This window comes from Vibrio sp. SALL6, assembly GCF_002002385.1.
In the GTDB taxonomy this organism is placed as follows: Bacteria; Pseudomonadota; Gammaproteobacteria; order Enterobacterales; family Vibrionaceae; genus Vibrio; species Vibrio parahaemolyticus.
The window spans coordinates 195,643-214,731 of sequence record NZ_MQVK01000015.1 but is presented as its reverse complement, the minus strand read 5'-3'; the positions used below and the strand labels follow the sequence as shown (position 1 = coordinate 214,731).

Sequence of the window (19,089 nt, the reverse complement as noted above, 5' to 3'; positions counted from 1 at the left end):
CCATGAAAGTGAATTTAAACGTCAGTGGCTTTGAAACCGAAGCAACCTTTCCCGATGCTGACGTAAAACGAATCCATCAGCCTCTTATCGAAAAATTTACTCGCCTCTATCATGAGAAGCAGGAACGCATAGTGGTGTTCTTGTGCGCACCTCCGGGCAGCGGTAAGTCGACACTCGCTGCATTCTGGGAATACCTGTCGGAACAAGATGAAAGCCAAGAGCCTTTACAAGTGCTGCCGTTTGATGGCTTCCATTATCCAAATGAGATCCTCGACAACAATACGATTGAACGAGATGGCGAGCTCGTGCCTCTGCGCAGTATTAAGGGGGCCTATCAAACATTTAATCTGACGGAGCTTATCGACAAGCTCAAACAGCTCAAAATGAAAGATACAAAATGGCCATACTACGACCGCAATTTGCATGATCCAGTCGACGACGCCATTTTGGTAAATCGGAATGTGGTTGTCGTTGAGGGGAATTGGTTACTGCTTAATGAACCAGTGTGGAATGAACTGCATCGTTTGGCAGACTTTACCGTCTTCGTCAATACACAGCCTGAGTTTCTGCAAGAGCGTTTAGTCAATCGTAAGATTCGTGGTGGTACAGAGCCAGAAGCTGCATTGGAGTTTTATTTGAACTCAGATGCCGTAAATGTAGATAAGGTTTTAAATCACTCAATTCCAGCGGATCTCACGCTGTTTCTCAATCAAAACGGTTCGTTCGAAATTCGATAACTCGTCCACAATTTAGGAGGTCACCATGGATATCGTCGTTGATAGCCACACCCATACTATTGCCAGTGGACATGCCTACAGCACCATTTTAGAGAACGCATTGGCAGCCAAGAATAAGGGGCTAAAACTTCTTTGTACCACCGATCATGCTCCCGAAATGCCAGGAGCCCCTCACTACTGGCACTTCAATAATCAAAGAATTTTGCCCCGCTTTTTGCATGAGGTTGGTATTCTCCGTGGCGTTGAAGCTAACACTTTAAACGTCAAAGGCGAGATCGATCTTCCGCTTTCCTCTGATCAACATCTTGATTGGGTAATTGCTAGCTTTCATGAGCCCGTTTTTAGACCCGCAACCGAAGCGGAGCACACTGCCGCGCTAATTAACGTCATTAAAAGTGGCAGAGTGGACGTGTTAGGGCACTTAGGTAATCCCAATTACCCATTTGATATGGAGCAAGTGTTGCGTTGCGCTAAATCCCACAATGTGGCGATTGAGGTGAACAATACGTCTCTCACAGGCAAGAGCCGAAAGGGCAGTGATGCGCGCTGTGATCAAATTGTTGCCTTAGGAAAAGAGATTGGCGTGTATTTCAGTACCGGCTCTGATGCGCACTTTTGCGAAGAGATTTCAAAACTGGATCTTGCCATCGAATTGCTGGAAAAACATGGCGTGGAGAAGGACAAAATCCTAACGACTTCAACCCGTCGTTTCTTGAAGTTCTTACTACTCAGAGGTAAACCACGCATTCCTGAGTTCGACGCGTTTTACTGATGTATGTGCATGAATAATCAAAAGTAGACCCCGCCAATCGGCGGGGTTTGTATTAGTTATGTACAAACTTGCTTACTTACAAAGGTGACTCAACGACTACATATTTACGATCTGCCCTAAGTGGCGCAAACCATGTGTCTTGGTATTTGAAATAGCTTTGCCCGTCTATCACTATCGTCTGCTTGGTGTGGGGAAGTGAGTCAACAATTTCGCCAAGCTTATAAGGATTTGGGGTTTTCTTAGTGATCGTTTTGCTTGTCTCTGTTGTCGTGGCGCTCACTTGGTTAGGAGAGGCAGAATCAGAGTTGGGTGAGGTTGTCACAGTACTTAAGCTCGTTGTTGTTGACGCTGAGTTAGGTAAAACATCACTACCACTGATGACCGTGTAATTTCCGGCTGGTGGGTTTTGGACATACACGTAACGACTGCCGCGCTGTTGATAATAGGCGTCTTGCACAATGGCATAGGTCACTCCAGCGAAAATCGCAAACGTAGCGATGCCAACCAGATCGTTATGGTAATAGTAATAACGACCACGATAAGGTGGATACCAATAACCAGGTCGCACATAAATGAAAGAGGAATGGTATCGCGGCGGTCTTATTACGACGGGTGGACGATGGTAGTAAGGCGGTCTGTAGTCGTGTGAAGGGCGATGGTGATGCGGCGGCCGAATCGGTCGCTCCGGACGATTTACAGGATGACTGTGGTGCTTATTGCCCGGTTGAGTAATGGGTTTCACCGAATGTTGCGGATGAGGTTTTGCCTGTAATGTTGTTGTGCCAAGTATCATGACAAACACACTGGTCGCAAGCCCTCTGAAAATTGATATGTAGTTCATAAAACGCCTCCCCTTGATATTGGAGAGTAGGGTGCTCAAAACATAAGTATAACAGAGCGAAACAATTAGGAAGCGTTAGGATCTGAGCGTTGTTCAAGTACTAGAGATAAGAGGCGCACCAGTAGGGACTGTGCTTCAGGTGATAGCAGCCGAGCAACCGTCACCAAATCTTCTGCGGTTACGTGTTCTATCCCTCTAATATCGAGCGCGATATCGAGGTCAGTCAGATTTAGAGAGCGCAAAATAGAGCGGTATTGCGAAAGTTTGAGATCCGATTCACCTCGCTCGATGCGTTGGTAAGTTTTGACGCTCATCCCCGCGATATTTGCCATTTGTTCACGCGACAAACCGTGCTCTTTCCGTCTAATTATGAGCGCTTCAACGATAGGGTCTACGTGCATGGCTTCTCCAGATAGGACAGTTTTGACCTAATCAACGCAAGAAGTGGACCACTTTAACCACCCTATCTTTACCCGATTTTAAAAAGGGTATAAGAATGGCGTTCTAATTAAATGTGCAATTATTTCAGTCAGTTCTTATAAAAATGGAAAAGCATCAGTCATATAAATCAATTACAGCAAAAGTTTCTATTCGCAAAATGCAACGCATTTTAGATCAGCTGCTGAATGAAATTGATGATAAACACCGCGCTTCAAAAGAGAATGTTGTGACATTGACTCGGCAGTCACAGCATCGTCTGATGAGCTATAAAGAGCTTTATCTTCACCGTGAGGCTATAGCCGAAAGTGAACTGCTGTTGGCGTATGAAAGCATGAGTGATACCGAGAAACAGATAGCTGATATGGGGCTATCAGAACTAACTTATGCCATTGAAGCGCTAGATAGAGCGTGCTAACGCATTGCACAATATCTTCAACGATTGGATTGTGTTGAATAAAGGGAATAATAAACAAAGAAGGGATGCAAATGCTGGGGAACCACACCCAGCATTCGGACACTCATTTACCTAAATTTTCGAACCGTAAATCAGTGTTTAGAGGTATGTGAACCGAAGCGAGTCGGTACGCAGCGAATAATAGCGATATTGTCTGATCTAGGCTACGTCCTTGGAATCTAATACCTTAACCTAAACTGTAAATTAATTTGTACACACTCCAATAATTGAGCGCTCCAGCACGTTCTTTTTCTCATTAAGCGATAAAAGACTAACTAGCGATGAAAATAGCAACATATCTATTGCTCCAGTAAAGGGTTGTTAAAATATATCGCTGTAAGACTGACCTTTTGCTTTTCAATCGTCCTAGTTATGCCTTACAATCTTTTTCGAACCAAATCCATTCATAAAGAATGGGGTTGATGATTCCAGATGAACGATTTTGCTTCGAACCCAAAGTTGTCACATCTCATCAGCCATTAACATCGCCCAAAACGACTCCCGATTCATTCATGTGCAATTGAACTAACCACCTTTTGCTGCATGTTTCTTGTGACAGGGGTTCTTGTATCCATTTTCTGGCTAAGAGAGAAGTAGGGTCGTTTTGTATCTGTGCTCTGGATGCAGCACAGCAGGCGAGAGATAAACGGATTGAATTTAGAGGTATTAACCGTGAACCTAAAACTTGTCGGCAGCTCCCTGATCGTTGCAGGTACTGCTCTTGGCGCTGGTATGCTTGCCATACCTATGGTGCTTGCTCAATTTGGCCTCCTTTGGGGCACTCTTCTTATGTTGTTCATCTGGGCTGGAACCACTTATGCCGCTTTGCTTCTACTCGAAGCGAGTTGCAAAGTCGGTGGTGGCGTAAGTATGAACGCAATCGCCCGCGAAACACTGGGTAAAGGCGGTCAGCTAGTGACCAATGGTCTGCTTTACGCGTTGCTTGTTTGTCTATTGATGGCTTACATCATTGGCGCTGGCGATCTAGTGCAAAAAATCACGGCATCAGTCGGCCTTTCTGTTTCCACTGTTTCTAGCCAAGTTGGCTTTACCATCTTAGTGGGTCTGATTGTTTCTGCTGGCACTGGTGTGGTCGACAAGCTTAACCGTGGTCTGTTTATCGGTATGATTGTTGCGCTTGTTTTAACGCTGTTTGCTCTTGCTCCTAGTGTTTCATTCGAAGGCCTAAACGAAGTCGTGAGTAGCGACAAAATGGCACTGATCAAAACCAGCTCTGTGCTATTCACCAGTTTTGGCTTTATGGTCGTCATTCCTTCGTTGGTGACTTACAACAAAGAAGCGAGCAAAACTCAGCTGCGCAACATGATCGTTGTCGGCTCTACGATTCCTTTGGTTTGTTACCTATTGTGGTTGTTTGCGGTTGTGGGTAACTTGCCGCCACATGAGCTGGTGCAGTACTCAAACGTCACTGAACTTATCTCGGTTCTTGGTCAACAGTACAATGGCTTGGAGTTTATTCTGTCCATGTTTACTGGTTTGGCGTTGCTAACTTCATTCTTGGGTGTGGCAATGGCGCTTTACGACCAAAACGCGGACTTGCTCAAAACCAGCAAGCCAGTGGTATTCGTCACCACATTTATTCTGCCGCTACTTGGTGCTGTATTTGCTCCGGAACATTTCTTAGCAATTTTAAGCTACGCAGGCATTATTCTTGTGTTCTTGGCAGTTTTTGTTCCATTGTCGATGACAATGAAAGTGCGCCGTGTACCTGTCGAAGACAACAGCGTTTACGAAGCTGGTGGCGGTGTGATGGGCATGAGTATGATCTTCCTGTTTGGCTGCTTCCTACTATTTGCACAAGCTGTGTAATACAAGCACATTGAATACATGAGCCGCCCGTTGAAAAACGAGCGGCTTTTTTAATGGCAATGACATAAGTTTTACGAGAGATGACGGCTTTGACGTCGTGCTGATAATTGTTCATAAGCTCTGACCGAGAGGTGATACTCCTTAGCGAACAACTGACATGTAGTAAGCAGATGCTGACTAATATAGTGATAGTTATATCGATAAGGGGAATCGTTGTGTCAAAGCAATTATCTGTTGCCATGGTTGGCGTTATGCTGTCTTTGGGTGTGTTCAGTGCGGAAGCGATGGCAGATCCAAAACACAGACACGGTCATAAACACGAGCATCATCATGACCATCACCACCATAAACGTAAGCACAAGCATAAACACCGACATCATGATGTGATTGTGGTGAACCCAAGGCCGCCAAGGCACCAATACTACTATTATGACCGCATTCCTCGTAATAGCACTTATATTCAAATTGGTAACTTTACGTATTTAAAAGTGGATGACCATTATTATCGTCGTTCAAGTGACCGATATATCCATGTAAAACTATAGATACAAAAACAGCGAGCTAGGCTCGCTGTTTTTGTTGATGAAAGGCCTAAACCGTAAAGCGATTTAGGATTTCATCCTGCTTGCGTACATTGTCGTGTTGAGATTGCATCGCTTCGTTAGTGCGGTTTGCAGAATCAGCAACTTGAGTGGAGAGGTCTTTAATGTTGACCGTGTTGTTGTTGATTTCTTCCGCGACAAGGCTTTGTTCTTCTGCCGCAGAGGCGATTTGTAAGTTCATGTCTGAGATCCGTTGAATCGCATCACGAATGCGTTGTAGCGCATCATTCGCCAAATCGGCTTTTTCTACCGCTTCTACAGCACTGCCTTTGCTTTGATGCATCGCGCTTGCCACTGAAGACGCGCCAGATTGTAGCTGTTCAATCATGCTGCGAATTTCTGTTGTCGATTCCTGTGTACGTTGTGCCAGTGTGCGAACTTCATCGGCCACTACAGCAAAACCACGACCAGATTCACCTGCGCGTGCAGCCTCGATTGCAGCATTCAATGCAAGTAGGTTGGTTTGGTCTGCAATATCGTTGATAACTTTAAGAATCGTTTCGATGTTTGCTGTTGCTGACTCTAACACCTGAACTTCTTCAACCGCCAAATCAATGCTGTCTGAGAGCATATTAATGGTTTGTGTTGATTCGCTCACGACTGATGAGCCTTCAATGGTTGCTTGATCGGCTTCTTTCGCAGCGCTTGCGGCGCCTTGTGCGTTGTTCGCAACTTCTGTCGCGGTGACAGACATTTCGTGCATTGCGGTTGCCAGTTGCTCCAATTCTTGAAGCTGAGTTTGAATGGCACCAGCGGAGTCGCGTGCGCCTTCTGCCGTGATTTGAGTGCCAGTAAGAATCTGATCAGAGATCGATTTCGATTCAATGATCTGCTGCTGAAGATTTTCCATGAAGGTGTTGAAGTTTTTCGCTAGCTCAGAAAACTCCTGATCGGTGTCAGTTTCTAGGCGTTGCGTCAAATCACCTTTGCCAGATGCGACGTCTTTAATTGCCGTGTTTAGTGTATCTAGCGGGCGCATTAGGGTTCTGATCAGAAGTGTTAATGCGATAACTGAAGCAAGTACAGCGATGATTGAGTAAATGATCGCGCTATTACGTAGCTCTCCAACCACTGAGTAAGCTGCTGTTTCATCAATGATTGCACCCACGTACCAGTTCTCACTTGGGATATGAGTAAGGCTAACCATGTAAGGATTGTTATCAACTTCGATGTGTTGAGTCGCCTTATTTAAGTCAACTTGCGGTAGGTAGCTATTGAGCTTTTCACCGTTGTACTTACTTTGCGGGTGCGCAATCGTCGTGCCATCGTCAGTGACTAAGAACAAGTAACCAGCATCAAACAGGTTCACTTGGTTAACTAGGTCGGAAAGGGTAGTTAGCTCTAGGTCGTAAAACATGCCCGCTAAGAACCGGCCGTTTTGTTTTACTGGCGTACCAACAGAGATGATCACATTCTTAGATGAAGCATCAACATAAGGGTCGGTAACCACCAAATCGCCTTTGTTTTTGGCTGCGATAAACCAAGGGCGTTGGCGAGGATCATAATCAGGCCCTGCATCCCAACCGTCGTCGTTTTCAATCACGAAGCCATTACTTTCGTAACCAAAACCAATCGCTAGGAAGCTCGATTTCGGAGTTGGCTTCTCAAGAATGTCTTTTACGTATGTGCGGTCGTTTGGCGATAGTTCTATGATCTCTGTGATCGAGCGTGCGAGATCTTTCTTCGCGTTCATTTCGGATTGAACGGTGTTGCTCACACTGGTCAAAATCTCTTTAACGCTTGAATTGATGTGCTCCTGAGTTTGAGAACGAATCGTCATAACTTGTTGCGTCGATAGTAGCGACACAGTAATTAGCAGCAAAATTGAAGAGGCGGTGACAACCTTATGTCTGAATTTCATGAGTTTTCCTCTAAGTCTCCCGGATAGTTTTCTTCTGCTTCCACCTCTTTTTTGGTTCGGGTGAATTCGGCAGAAAAAGAAACCTGTTGTGTTTGATTACTTTCTTATCGACATCTTTATCAAAAACATGAATCCATTTGTTGTCTTTTTTAACCAAAATTAAACAAAACGGTGATTTGAGTTAAAACTTGTGAGTTTGATCTGATTAGTGAGCCATCTTAATGAAAGCGTCATAATGAAAGGAATTGCTTAAAGAGTACTGTTGTTAACAGGTTTGATTGAGGAGTTTAGTAAAGTTTTATGTATTATAAATAAGCATTTATTGAGGTTTTTTCTTTGTAAATTATAGAGTTTACGTTGGGGGGCGAAGTTAAGTGGGGAACTAAGCCAAATTTTAGTTGTAAAAAAGGCCCCGACGGAGCGGAGCCTTTGTGTATGCTTTGATTTTAGAAAATCAGATGCGCAACACCAGCAATCACAGGAAGTGTAATCAGCGTACGCAGAATGAAGATAACAAACAGTTCTACGATGTTAACTGGAATCTTGCTACCTAGTAGTAGTGCGCCAACTTCTGACATGTAAATCAACTGAGTAACAGACATTGCTGCGATAACAAAACGAGTCATTTCATTGTCGATAGATGCCGCTAGAATCGCAGGGATAAACATATCTGCAAAGCCAACCACGATAGTTTGCGATGCTTGTACCGCTTCAGGAATTTGTAGCAACTCTAAGTAAGGAATGAATGGCTGACCAAGGATCTCAAACACTGACGTGTATTCAGCAATCACTAGTGCAACGGTACCCAAACCCATAACCACAGGCAGTACGCCAAACACCATATCGATAGCGTTGTGCACACCTTCTTTGAATACGGACTGAACAGATTTTACTTCTGCAGCGCGTTTTAGAGCTAAGTCCATGCCCCAAGAGAATGTCGTGTGACCTTCTGGCACTGCATCTACATCTTCTGCTGGCTTGCTGCCGTCAATGTAGCGGTCTTTTTTCAGGCTTAGAGGCGGCAAACGAGGAATGATAACCGCAGCCACGATACCTGCTAAACAGATAGCTCCGTAGAAAGGTAGGAACAGGTGTTCAAGTTGAACCTGAGCAATAACAACTAAGCTGAATGTGATCGATACCGCTGAGAACGTTGTACCAACAACTGCCGCTTCACGTTGAGTGTAGAACTTGTTTTCGTACTGCTTGCTTGTCAGTAGGATGCCCACACTGCCATCACCCAACCATGATGCCATACAGTCGATCGCACTACGGCCAGGTAGGTTAAATACTGGACGCATTACTTTACTTAATAGCGCGCCAAATAGCTCTAGAAGACCGAAGTTAAGTAGTAGAGGAAGCAGAAGGCCAGCAAAAATGAATACTGCGAATAGCGTTGGTAGAAGACCAGTTAAAACAAGGCCGCCGGTGTTTTCTTCCCAAATCGCTTTTGGACCTACTTGGAAGAACGTCATCAATACCGCAGCACCACCGATTAGGCGAACAACAAGCCAAAGTGGAGACGGGTTGAAAAGTCCGTTTAAGAAACCGTTACGAAGGATCGCTGCTGGCTTGAAAATTTTACAAAGAACAGAAGCGACAGCCATGAAAGCGATAATAGCGGTAACGATAGCAATAAGTGCATCGCCAAGTAAGGCAGGAATGACTTTTGCCATGACTGCAACAGGGATAGTGAGGTCGCCATTGTAAGAAATAGGCGCCATAAACAGTAGAAGACCGATTAGGGATGGAATGAAGAACATCCAAAAGTTGCCCTTAGGTGCTTCAGTAGCATTGGTGTTGTTATGCATAGTTTTCTCGTGTTACTACTAGTCAATACTCGCCATATTCCATGACATAAATATTCACTAAACATCCGTATTTAATCACAGTGATGCGGAGGGTACCCGCAAACTGCATCCATTGCAATACTATTCATTAAATACATGTAGTTATTCAGCCGATTTATCGGATAAATTGCCAAATAACGCCATTGTGTATATGAAAATGTTGCGTGTGTTAGAAAATTGTAGCACGAGAGGCGTGCTGTGCAGATTCTTATGGGGCGCAGTGTGACTGGAATAATAAAAAGACGGGCAAATGTGATTACGATCTCACGTAAATTACCTTGGTTTTTAGGCTTAACCTTAATAGAACTAAGGGCTATAGAAGGCTGTATTGAGTGTTATATAAAGAAAGTTGAGACAGTCGAAGGTGGATTGGAATGAAGCAGAGTCGCAACGGATTCATGCATTGATGGCTGAATCCGTTGCTTGAAATTAAGCGTTTTGGTTGCGACTGATGGAGTAAAGGTAAGCCCAGTAAATTAGCGCGATACCAAAGGCTAAAATTGCAGGAAATACCAGAGCATACAAGCCATAAGCCATAAATAAGGCAGCGCCGACGCTCCCGCCTAGTAAAAAACCAAAGAAGATGAATAGAAACAACTTAGCTTTACGGCGGTCAAATTGACGTCCTCGTAAGCTCTCACCAATCATAATGCCAAGGTCGGTAATGATCCCCGTCATGTGTGTCGTTCGGACAACTGCGCCACTAAAAGTGGTGATCATCGCATTCTGCAAACCACATGCTGCTGACGCTAAGTATTGGCCGTAGGAGTCGCCCTCGACCAAGAAGCCTAAACTTAACAGTAACAAACTCCCTTCAATACAAAGTGCCACACCATAGCGTCGGCCAAGCTTTAAAGCGCTACTCTCAATAAAGAAGCCGCTAAACGCAGAGCCAATCAAAAAGCTGAATACGATAAAGAGCAGGTGAATGGAATTATCCATACCTGTTAATAGGCTATTCCCTAGCTGAGTTACGGTTCCGGAAAGATGCGTTATCGCTTGATGTTGAAAGCCGAGAAGACCAACGGCATTGACGCAGCCCGCGAGAAGGGCAAGTAGAAACGCGCCATATTCCACCCAACGAGGAAGTCTGGAAATCACAATAAAACCCCACCAAATGTTAGGAGCAGATTATAACGCTCACACTGAGTTACGAAACCTTTTCCTGTTCAACTCGGTTGATCATTCTCAAAAAAATCTCATTTATAGAGCTTTTGCTCAGATAATAACAAGCCAATAAAGGGGGATTCCCCTCTATTGAATGTGTTCCATTGTGCACTCGAAACTCACCCAGCCATGTTTCCTTTGCTCATAAATCGAAACTTTTGGCTCATGAAATTCGGTGTTATTGAAAATTCCAACGGGAACAACAACGATTTCGGGAGCTGCGGATAACAACAGTCGCATCGTCGTGCCACAAGCAGGGCAAAATTCGTATTTCACTTCATTACCATCGTCGCTGATTCTGGTGTAGTTGGTCGTGTCACCATCTAAAATGACCTGCTCCTTATCGAATTTGGCCTGGACACCAAAAACGCTGCCTGTTCGTTTCTGGCATTCAAAGCAGTGACAAATAGAGGTTCGCAGAGGTTCATCTTTACAGCGAAGTTGAACTAAGCCACAGGCGCACTCTCCGGTGTGAATTATGTTTGTCATCGTTATTACCTATCGATTGCCCACTAAACAGTTTATACCTAAATCCGCTCGAGTGATTTCACGATACTTGGTTCATCGAGATTTGAGTGTATGCGGTGATCCTATTCGAATTGGTATATACTCCGAACACAATTTTTAGAACAAAAACAAGGAAGTCGCTATGGCTCGCAGCAGAATTCTGCCAATTCCACTCATTCTTCTTATTCCTATCGTGCTATTAGCGATTGTTATCATTGCTGGTGTGTATCGCTTTAGCTTGTCTGATGATGAAATCATGGCCAAGTTTCCGCAAGCAGAGGTGCAATCTAATCCTATCGTTGCCGAAGTGTTGGGAGTGCAAGCGAAGAATCCGTGGACAATTCAAGTACCAGAGCAAAATGCCGTCTCTTTTTTAGAAGAGTGGGACAAGGAGAATGGCTACCTGATTGGTCAGTATGATGCAGGCGCGACAAAGGGGCAGGTTTTGGTACCGACCGCGTTTATCGCTCAACGTAAAATCAACAAAGAATTTTGGATTGCGGCGCCGATGATTGTTACGACTCAAGGCTCAGGGGCATTTTATTATGTTGGGTTGTTTAAGTTTGATCCGATCCCGAGCCGAGTGGTGTTGCTAGACAGCGTGTTTATTGGTGATCGAGTTAAATTTGCTCAAATTAATTGGCAAACGGATACCAAAATCGCTATTTCATTCCTAACGCATGGCGAAAGTCAATCCATGGCAGATGAGCCAAATCAATCAAATTCAGCCACTCTAACCCGTGTAGGTAATAACCTACATATGCAACAGTGATGAATTTTTTTTGACTTCTGTAAAAATTAAGTGTTTTCTGCGCTAGATCTCGAAATTTCATAGTGATTTCTTATACGGGAATGCATAAGCTATGAGCCTTGTTTGAAAGGAGATAGTAATTCCCGTGTCTACAAATGAAATTACAAAACGGTTGCCGAATCTGACAAGTCGTAGAGCGCTACTGTTATACTCCTTGCCAGTTTTAGTTGCGATAGGTGTTTCTCACTCTCTCAAAGAGTCATCTTTAACTAAAACCATCGCATTAAACCTGCCAGAATCGCAGGTTGTTGAACGAATTCTTGATGCGACGACTGCGGAAGTCGTCACTCCACCTAATTTTGAGTATCAAATCCAAGCTGGCGATAATTTAAGTACTATCTTTAGCCAACTCGGTTTCGGTTACAGTTCATTAATGAAAGTAATGGAAACGGATTTGAACTACCTTGCACTTGATACCTTAAAGCCTGGTAATACGCTGCGTTTTTGGCGCAATGATGCCACAGGCGAGCTAGAAAAAATGGAACTGCAATTTTCGATTGCAGATAAAGTGGTTTACCAGCTGAACAGCGATGGTGGCTATGACTTTACCGATATTTCCATTCCTGGTGTTTGGCGTCAGGAGCCGCTAGTTGGCGTAATTCAAGGCAGTTTCTCTTCTTCTGCGAATCGTTTAGGTCTGAGTTCTGCAGAAATCAGCCAAGTGGTGAGCTTGCTAAAAGAGCAGGTGAACTTTGGGCGTGATCTTCGTGCGGGTGACCGATTTGAAGTGGTTCGTCGTTCACAAACTATCAACGGTGTTTCAACTGGCAAGAATGAAATCGAAGCGATCAAAATCTACAATCGTGGTCGTGAGATAACCGCGTATCTTCATACGGATGGTCAGTTCTACAACGCGAAAGGTGAAAGCCTACAGCGTGCGTTCCAACGTTATCCTGTGAGCCGTAGTTGGCGTATCAGTTCTGGATTTAACCCGAATCGTTTACACCCAGTAACAGGCCGTGTTGCACCGCATAACGGTACTGACTTTGCTGTGCCAACTGGCACACCAGTAGTGTCGACGGGTGATGGTACTGTGATTATGACCCGTAAGCACCCATATGCGGGTAACTACGTTGTTGTTGAGCACGGTAACAAATACAAAACGCGTTACCTGCACCTAAGCAAGATCTTAGTGAAGAAAGGCCAAAAAGTTTCTCGCGGTCAGCGTATCGGTTTGTCTGGTAAAACAGGCCGAGTTACTGGTCCACACCTTCATTATGAATTGATCGAGTACGGACGCCCTGTCAACGCGATGCGCGCGAATATTCCGATGGCGAGCTCTGTTCCTAAGAAGGAGATGGCAACCTTCATCGCGAATCGAGATGAAATGGATAAGCTGCTAAAAAACAAAGAGAAAGCGGTTTTATAGCTGTTTAGGCTCTTAATCGAAACAAAAAGACCAAGCAATTGCTTGGTCTTTTTTATGCGCGTTTGACTTGTCTATCGTTAATCATGTGTACCAATTCATCGACGTTGTGTGGGCGAGAATAGAAGTAGCCTTGAATATAATGGCAACCCATGTCGATAAGCTTATTTAACGCCCTGTCGTCTTCTACGCCTTCTGCAATTAAGTCGACATCCAACAGTTGAGCTAACTGGGCTATCAGATACACCACTTGCTCTGACGTTTTGTTCGAGAGCATATTGCGCACAAATGTGGCGTCAATTTTGATGCTGTCGATAGGGTAATTATGAATGTAATTTAAGCTCGAATAGCCAGTGCCGAAGTCATCCAGTGCGACTTTAAAACCAAGATAGCGAAGCGAGTTCAAAACCATCTGCTCGCGTCCACTTTGTGATAGCAAAACGGTTTCAGTGAGCTCTATAACAAAGTCCGAAGCATCGTGACCGTATCGCTCGAGCAAGGTTGTTAGGTGGTTGATGTAGCGGTTTGAATCGACTAGTTCGTGTGCAGAGCAGTTGATGGATAGCTTCACGGTATAACCGAGGTGAGACTCTAACTCTTGCTTCGCAATACATGCTAACTCTATGATTCGCTCACCTAATTCGATGATTAATCCCGATTGCTCAGCTGCTTCAATAAACTCCGCAGGGGAGATGTTGCCATACACACTGCTGTTCCAACGAGCGAGTATTTCAAAGTAATCCCAGCGATCATTGTTTACATCAACAATCGGTTGTAACACCACGTAAAGCTCATGGCTTTCAGTAATGCTCGTGCTTAATTGAATGCGCATCGCTTCAATCAGTTGCGTTTGACGATGATAAAGCGCACTTAAGTGTGTGTCGTAATGTTGAATTCGTGTGTCACGGTGTTTTTTGCAATCTTTCAACGCTAAGCTGGCATTTAGGATCAGTTCATCACTGTTGAGCATGTGAACAGGCGCACGTGCAATGCCAATGCTCACGGTAAAAGAAATACGATTGGATTTGTCACTGTAACCGGCTTCAATTTTATCGAGCACTTCCTGACATACAGCTACGGGATCTTCATCATAAGTAATAAAGGCAAACTCGTCGCCAGCAACGCGAAACGCGTTATTTGGGGAAGACAAGCTCTGTTGAATCGCATTTGCAGTAAACTTGATGATCTGGTCACCAATGTAGTTCCCGTTGATGTCGTTTATCGATTTGAAGTTGTCGATATCTAAATACGCCAGATTAAAAGGGCGGGTGGCTTGCTGCGTTAATGTTTCGAGCGTATCTGCCAAACAGCTGCGGTTCAACAAACCGGTGAGGTTGTCATGAGAGACTTCGTAGCTAAGTTGGTTTAGGAGTTTGTCCGAACGCTCGCTGACCCATTTTTCACGAAGGCTATGGATAATCACATTGGCATAAAAGCGATGAAGTTCGAGCACATCTTGTGCTTCTTTCGCGTGAATACTTCGAGTAAAAGTAGACAGCAAAATCCCAAGCACTTCGCCACTTTGTGTTTTCAACGGTAGGCCAAGGTAAGCTTGAACGCCATCATCCTGAAACATCTGGTCTTCAGGAAAGCGTTTATAGACCTGATCTTGGTAAAAGATATGCTCGCCAATGTCTTTCGCGACTTTTTCACATGGAGTGCCCGACAGGTGGTAACTGAGGTTATCTGAGATCTCTCCGCCACTTGCAAAGGAAATGGTGTGCGCAGCATGTTGAAGATGAGCCACTTCAACAACGCATGTACAATGACTCTTCAACTGTTGATGGATATCTAAAGTCACTCTGTTGAGCAGAGCGCTCCCATTGAGCTTCAATATTTCATCAAGCTTTTGGACACTGATTTGTACATGATCCATTAAACACGTTACCTAGCCGTTATTAATTTCATATCGTGCTTTGATAGTTGTGCGACACGACGACTTATAATTTGATATGCATCAAGTAAACTATCGTTTACTTAAGGAGATTTTTCAAACTTTGAATCCCAACAGACAAGGAATTAACACTAATAGGTGAGTCTAGTAAGACTAGAGTGTTATCAAAGTTTGAGGCATTAATTTCAAAGTAGTCGCTTACTCACACATTTAACAAGAAAACTATCAAATTAGATGCGTTTTTCTTCTTCTAAACGGGATTTTAGATAGTCGAGGAACAATTGGGTGCGTGTGTGTTGATAATCCAGTTTTGGGTAATACGCATACACCGTAGCTTCGTCGGCTGTAACATCCGGCAAAATAGGCACTAGCGCCCCGGATTTTAAATCGTCTTTGATCATTACGTTGTTGGTCATCAAGATACCCATTCCGCGTTTTGCACCATGAAACAGAGCTTCAGGATTGGTCGTTGCGAAGTTGCCGGACAAGCTCACTCTTTTCCCTCGGTTGGTTTTGATCTCTCTTGCCGGTTTTTCTCCCCAAATCAAAATATTGTGTTTTGTCAGCTCTTCAACATTTTGTGGCGTGCCGTATTTTTCTAAGTAACTCGGCGCTGCATAAAACTGAGCTTTGTGTTCGAACAGCGGGGTGGCTTTAAAGCTTAATGAATTGAGCTGTTCTAAATGACGACTGATGAAAAGATCCAAACTCAGTTCCGGCAGTTGACCGGGTAGCGTCGTGGTGAGTTGCAGAGTGATATCGGGGTATTTTTCTAGAAAATCATCAAGGTAGTGGACTAAAAACTTAGAACCTACCGCCAACGTTGCGCCAATCTTTAACAGACCGGCCGGAGACTGGTTTACTGAGCGAGTTTCATCTAACACGGACTGCCAAGAGTCAAGTTGCACTTTGGCTCGCTCGTAGAATAGGGCACCAGCTTCGGTTTGACTTATTGAACGAGTGGTACGCTTGAGTAACTGGACGCCAATTTTGTCCTCTAACCACTGGATACGCTTGCTGATGGCAGAGCTTGTCGTGTTGAGCTTCCGGGCGGCTGCATTGAAGCTGCCTTCTTCGATAACTCGAATGTAACTTTGTACACTTTGAATCCAGTCCATTAAGTCCTCCGAGGAAATAATTCCTTTCCAATTTAGCTGATTATCATCGTTGAGTATCAAATATACACTGTTTGCAATAAGTCTGTAATACAAGTGGGAGGGGACTAGTGCGTAAAACACCGTTGTTGCTTGCGATGATGATCATTGCTACTGGCCAGGTTGGCGTCAGTATCTATCTTCCCTCTTTACCGCTCATTGGCCATGACCTTAACTTGCCACAACCTTCGATTCAGAGTTTGGTGACATTATTTTTGGTTGGTTTCGGTGTGTCACAGCTATTTTACGGTCCGCTTTCTGATGCCATTGGACGACGACCGGTGTTTATTCTCGGACAAAGCATCTGTTTAATCGGTACCGTCATTTGTATCGTCTTTGGCGATAACATTTCTGCACTTGAGGCAGGGCGATTGCTGCAAGGATTAGGAGCCGGCAGTGCCTCTGTTTTAGGGCGCTCAGTGCTACGGGACAGTTATGACGGTATGCAGTTAACGAAAGCTTTGTCGTATATCTCTGTCACTGCTTCTGTCATGCCGATTGTCGCGCCTCTTTTTGGCGGATGGATTGCGTATCACTTTAGCTGGCAAGCGGTATTTGTCTTTGTGCTGCTTTATTTGTTGGCGATATTTATCCTTGGCTACTTGGTTCTGCCAGAAACGCTTCCGTATCCAAAACGCAAGTTCGAGGTAAGGCAAGTCATGGTGAATTACTACTACTTGCTAACGAACAAGCAAGTTATTGGGAGTGCCAGTTATAACTGGTTAAGCTACCTATCTGGCTTAGTGACACTGTCTTTATATCCATTTTTGATGCAGCAAGAATTGGGCTTAACCGCGGCTGATTATGGTTCTTTGATGATTATCCCATCAGCTGGTTTGTTGATGGGGAGCGTCGTCCTCAATTTGATCAATAACCGTTATAAAGCACAGCAAATACTGTTGATGAGCTTTGCGATTGTCGCGCTTTCTGGGTGTTTACTGTTGGTGACGCCGTTTACGGTTGCATCGTTACTGGTCGCATTCACGTGTTTGAGTTTTGCGCAAGGGATGTCTTTTCCGGTTTCGATAAGTTTGTTGTTGTCTCCGCATAAGCAGCAAGCCGGGGCAGTGTCTGCATTGTCAGGCTCAATTCAAATGTGTTTAGCGGGTTTGTTTGGTGGCTACTTGGTTGAAAAGTGGGTGACGGATCAGCATCAGCTAGGCATCTTTTATTTATTTATCGCTCTAATTTCTTGCATCGTACTGGTGGTTAGCCAATATCGAAGGGCACCTCGTCAGACTGCGCAACCGGAAGCTTCCAGTTGAATGTTCTAGCGAACGGAAATGTACTTGCAAGGTTAGTGGCTCCTTTCTAAAATGCGCAGCTAAATTAAGTCAGGCTTAGTGAATGACTTGAGTCAATCGCACTGAACTTGTTTCAATCAAGGGAACAAGGTTTGGCGCGGTACTTTGATTCAAGCTAGCGCAGTAGTTTCTGCAAACTGACAACTCGCTCTCCAATCGTTAGGTGAAAGAATGCAACAAAACGAATTTGAAACACTGGTAAAAGAAATTACCTTGCAAGAAAACATGCCAAAGGCGCTAGAACTACTTAAAGCGTGTGAGGAAGAAGAAGTTGCACAAGCGGCAGAATCCCTAACTGGTCAGTTTGGTCTTGCAGAAGTTGATGGCGAAAAACGTATTTACCACATCACTCTTCAAGAAGACGAGTCCGGTGTAGAGCAGGAATATGTTGAGCATGTCATGAATGAAGGCGACAACATGATTAAGTTTGCAGCTTGGTTTTTCGAAACTTTCTTTGAGATCAAGCAGAAAGACACCTACATGGCTGCAGGTAAAACTTACCAGCAACCGAAGCGATAAACAGGCTTTCTAAAAATCAAAAAGCACTTCCTGAAAGAAAATTACAAAATAAACGTGACGTGTATCTTGTTTTTGTCTTATTGTGGTGTAAAATTACAACATAGTTAAGTCAATACATTCAGGAGAAGGTCATGGGTAACGAAATTGGTGGTGCTTACATTGGCCAGATGATTGCAAAAGACGCGATGCACAAAGCGCTTTACGGTAAAGCGAAGAAGAAAAAAGCTTCTATTTTTGCTCGTGTTATGAAAAAACTGGCGAATTAATGCAGAAAAGCCCTGATTGAAAAATCAGGGCTTTTTGTTTCTATCAACCAAATATTTATACGGTCTTTATGCTAGTGCGATAACGACTATGCCGATTGGCTTGGTATTTCTACGACGTTATTCGGCACCTTGTCTAACCCCTTTGCGGCTAACCACTTTTCTAGGTTATCTGCGCCTCCGACGTATTTTCCCTCTAACCAAATTTGCGGCACGGTCACTGGTGTTTTCTCACCGATGATCGCTTTAACTTCTGGGATCATTCTATACAGGGCAGCGCTGTCTTTGACGACATCGTGATACTCGTACTTAATACCAGCATCGTCGAGTAACTGTTTAGCTTTGACGCAATACGGACAAGTGGCTTTTCCGTAAACGATGTTGCCTTTCAGTTCATCACGTTTTACCCACTCCGAAATGACCGATTGCACGAGCACTCCTCGGTTTAGCGCTTCCCCTTGGCTCACGACTTTACCTTCAACCAGAAGAATAGGGGCGTGCCATGCACCGACTTTCAAAGGTTCCCACCAGTGAGATAACCAATCTTTCACTTCGAGTTCGACTGGTACATCCGCCAATTCGTTCGCGAAGGTGTCCACTAAAATATCTTTGGTTAGCGTACATTCGCCGCATGGGATGTTCACTTTGAACGGCCCCCAGTTGCCAGCCCAGCGATAAAGTGTGATTTTGATTGGTTGTGTCATAGGGTGTTCCTC

At 44.3% G+C, this 19,089-nt stretch carries 19 protein-coding genes; 10 read left to right on the top strand and 9 right to left on the bottom strand.

Annotation, left to right across the window (positions count from 1 at the left end):
- Positions 1-2: 2 nt before the first annotated feature.
- Positions 3-737 (top strand): nucleoside/nucleotide kinase family protein, encoded by a 735-nt coding sequence (locus BIW15_RS09575; RefSeq protein WP_077280907.1) that lies wholly within the window; start codon positions 3-5, stop codon positions 735-737.
- A gap of 25 nt (positions 738-762) precedes the next feature.
- Complete coding sequence (locus BIW15_RS09570) at positions 763-1,509, top strand: phosphatase (RefSeq protein ID WP_005482669.1); 747 nt, start codon at positions 763-765, stop codon at positions 1,507-1,509.
- A 76-nt stretch (positions 1,510-1,585) separates the two neighbouring features.
- On the opposite strand, the gene BIW15_RS09565 is transcribed toward BIW15_RS09570, so the two are convergent.
- Together BIW15_RS09565 and BIW15_RS09560 are read right to left on the bottom strand one after the other, a co-directional pair.
- Positions 1,586-2,350 (bottom strand): hypothetical protein, encoded by a 765-nt coding sequence (locus BIW15_RS09565; protein WP_179115258.1) that lies wholly within the window; start codon positions 2,348-2,350, stop codon positions 1,586-1,588.
- A 65-nt stretch (positions 2,351-2,415) separates the two neighbouring features.
- The gene (locus tag BIW15_RS09560) at positions 2,416-2,751 is read right to left on the bottom strand and encodes a helix-turn-helix transcriptional regulator (protein ID WP_005462056.1); all 336 of its coding nucleotides are present in this window, start codon (positions 2,749-2,751) and stop codon (positions 2,416-2,418) included.
- A gap of 143 nt (positions 2,752-2,894) precedes the next feature.
- On the opposite strand from BIW15_RS09560, the gene BIW15_RS09555 reads away from it, so the two are divergent.
- From BIW15_RS09555 to BIW15_RS25100, 3 genes are all read left to right on the top strand, one after another.
- Positions 2,895-3,206: a hypothetical protein gene (locus BIW15_RS09555; protein WP_179115257.1), complete on the top strand. Its 312-nt coding sequence runs from the start codon at positions 2,895-2,897 to the stop codon at positions 3,204-3,206.
- Between the two features lie 711 nt (positions 3,207-3,917).
- Positions 3,918-5,075: an amino acid permease gene (locus tag BIW15_RS09550; RefSeq protein WP_005462067.1), complete on the top strand. Its 1,158-nt coding sequence runs from the start codon at positions 3,918-3,920 to the stop codon at positions 5,073-5,075.
- Between the two features lie 215 nt (positions 5,076-5,290).
- Complete coding sequence (locus tag BIW15_RS25100; protein WP_020835034.1) at positions 5,291-5,620, top strand: hypothetical protein; 330 nt, start codon at positions 5,291-5,293, stop codon at positions 5,618-5,620.
- A gap of 46 nt (positions 5,621-5,666) precedes the next feature.
- Here BIW15_RS25100 and BIW15_RS09540 read toward each other — a convergent pair whose 3' ends face one another.
- The 4 genes from BIW15_RS09540 to BIW15_RS09525 form a co-directional block, all read right to left on the bottom strand.
- Positions 5,667-7,538, bottom strand: a complete 1,872-nt coding sequence (locus BIW15_RS09540; RefSeq protein ID WP_023584650.1) for a methyl-accepting chemotaxis protein — start codon at positions 7,536-7,538, stop codon at positions 5,667-5,669.
- Positions 7,539-7,984: 446 nt separating this feature from the next.
- The gene (locus BIW15_RS09535; protein ID WP_005462024.1) at positions 7,985-9,349 is read right to left on the bottom strand and encodes a YjiH family protein; all 1,365 of its coding nucleotides are present in this window, start codon (positions 9,347-9,349) and stop codon (positions 7,985-7,987) included.
- 468 nt (positions 9,350-9,817) lie between these two features.
- Entirely contained in the window at positions 9,818-10,489 is a 672-nt protein-coding gene (locus tag BIW15_RS09530; protein ID WP_015313010.1) for a YoaK family protein, read from the bottom strand.
- A 153-nt stretch (positions 10,490-10,642) separates the two neighbouring features.
- Positions 10,643-11,044, bottom strand: a complete 402-nt coding sequence (locus BIW15_RS09525; RefSeq protein WP_005487761.1) for a GFA family protein — start codon at positions 11,042-11,044, stop codon at positions 10,643-10,645.
- A gap of 160 nt (positions 11,045-11,204) precedes the next feature.
- On the opposite strand from BIW15_RS09525, the gene BIW15_RS09520 reads away from it, so the two are divergent.
- Positions 11,205-11,834 carry a hypothetical protein gene (locus BIW15_RS09520; RefSeq protein ID WP_005482728.1) on the top strand — a complete coding sequence of 210 codons (630 nt, stop codon included), beginning with the start codon at positions 11,205-11,207 and terminating at the stop codon, positions 11,832-11,834.
- A 124-nt stretch (positions 11,835-11,958) separates the two neighbouring features.
- Complete coding sequence (locus BIW15_RS09515; RefSeq protein ID WP_011106286.1) at positions 11,959-13,242, top strand: peptidoglycan DD-metalloendopeptidase family protein; 1,284 nt, start codon at positions 11,959-11,961, stop codon at positions 13,240-13,242.
- 52 nt (positions 13,243-13,294) lie between these two features.
- On the opposite strand, the gene BIW15_RS09510 is transcribed toward BIW15_RS09515, so the two are convergent.
- Together BIW15_RS09510 and BIW15_RS09505 are read right to left on the bottom strand one after the other, a co-directional pair.
- Entirely contained in the window at positions 13,295-15,115 is a 1,821-nt protein-coding gene (locus BIW15_RS09510; protein WP_005498356.1) for a bifunctional diguanylate cyclase/phosphodiesterase, read from the bottom strand.
- A gap of 248 nt (positions 15,116-15,363) precedes the next feature.
- The gene (locus tag BIW15_RS09505) at positions 15,364-16,251 is read right to left on the bottom strand and encodes a LysR family transcriptional regulator (RefSeq protein WP_005498358.1); all 888 of its coding nucleotides are present in this window, start codon (positions 16,249-16,251) and stop codon (positions 15,364-15,366) included.
- A gap of 107 nt (positions 16,252-16,358) precedes the next feature.
- Here BIW15_RS09505 and BIW15_RS09500 point away from each other — a divergent pair, with 107 nt between their 5' ends.
- From BIW15_RS09500 to BIW15_RS25310, 3 genes are all read left to right on the top strand, one after another.
- The gene (locus BIW15_RS09500; RefSeq protein ID WP_025546017.1) at positions 16,359-17,552 is read left to right on the top strand and encodes a multidrug effflux MFS transporter; all 1,194 of its coding nucleotides are present in this window, start codon (positions 16,359-16,361) and stop codon (positions 17,550-17,552) included.
- Between the two features lie 210 nt (positions 17,553-17,762).
- Complete coding sequence (locus tag BIW15_RS09490; RefSeq protein ID WP_005461912.1) at positions 17,763-18,110, top strand: hypothetical protein; 348 nt, start codon at positions 17,763-17,765, stop codon at positions 18,108-18,110.
- Positions 18,111-18,241: 131 nt separating this feature from the next.
- A complete protein-coding gene (locus BIW15_RS25310) occupies positions 18,242-18,376 on the top strand; it encodes a hypothetical protein (RefSeq protein WP_005461920.1) in 135 nt (44 codons plus the stop codon).
- Between the two features lie 86 nt (positions 18,377-18,462).
- Here the strand turns inward: BIW15_RS25310 and BIW15_RS09480 are convergent, their stop codons facing one another.
- Entirely contained in the window at positions 18,463-19,077 is a 615-nt protein-coding gene (locus BIW15_RS09480; protein WP_005461975.1) for a glutaredoxin domain-containing protein, read from the bottom strand.
- Positions 19,078-19,089 lie beyond the last annotated feature (12 nt).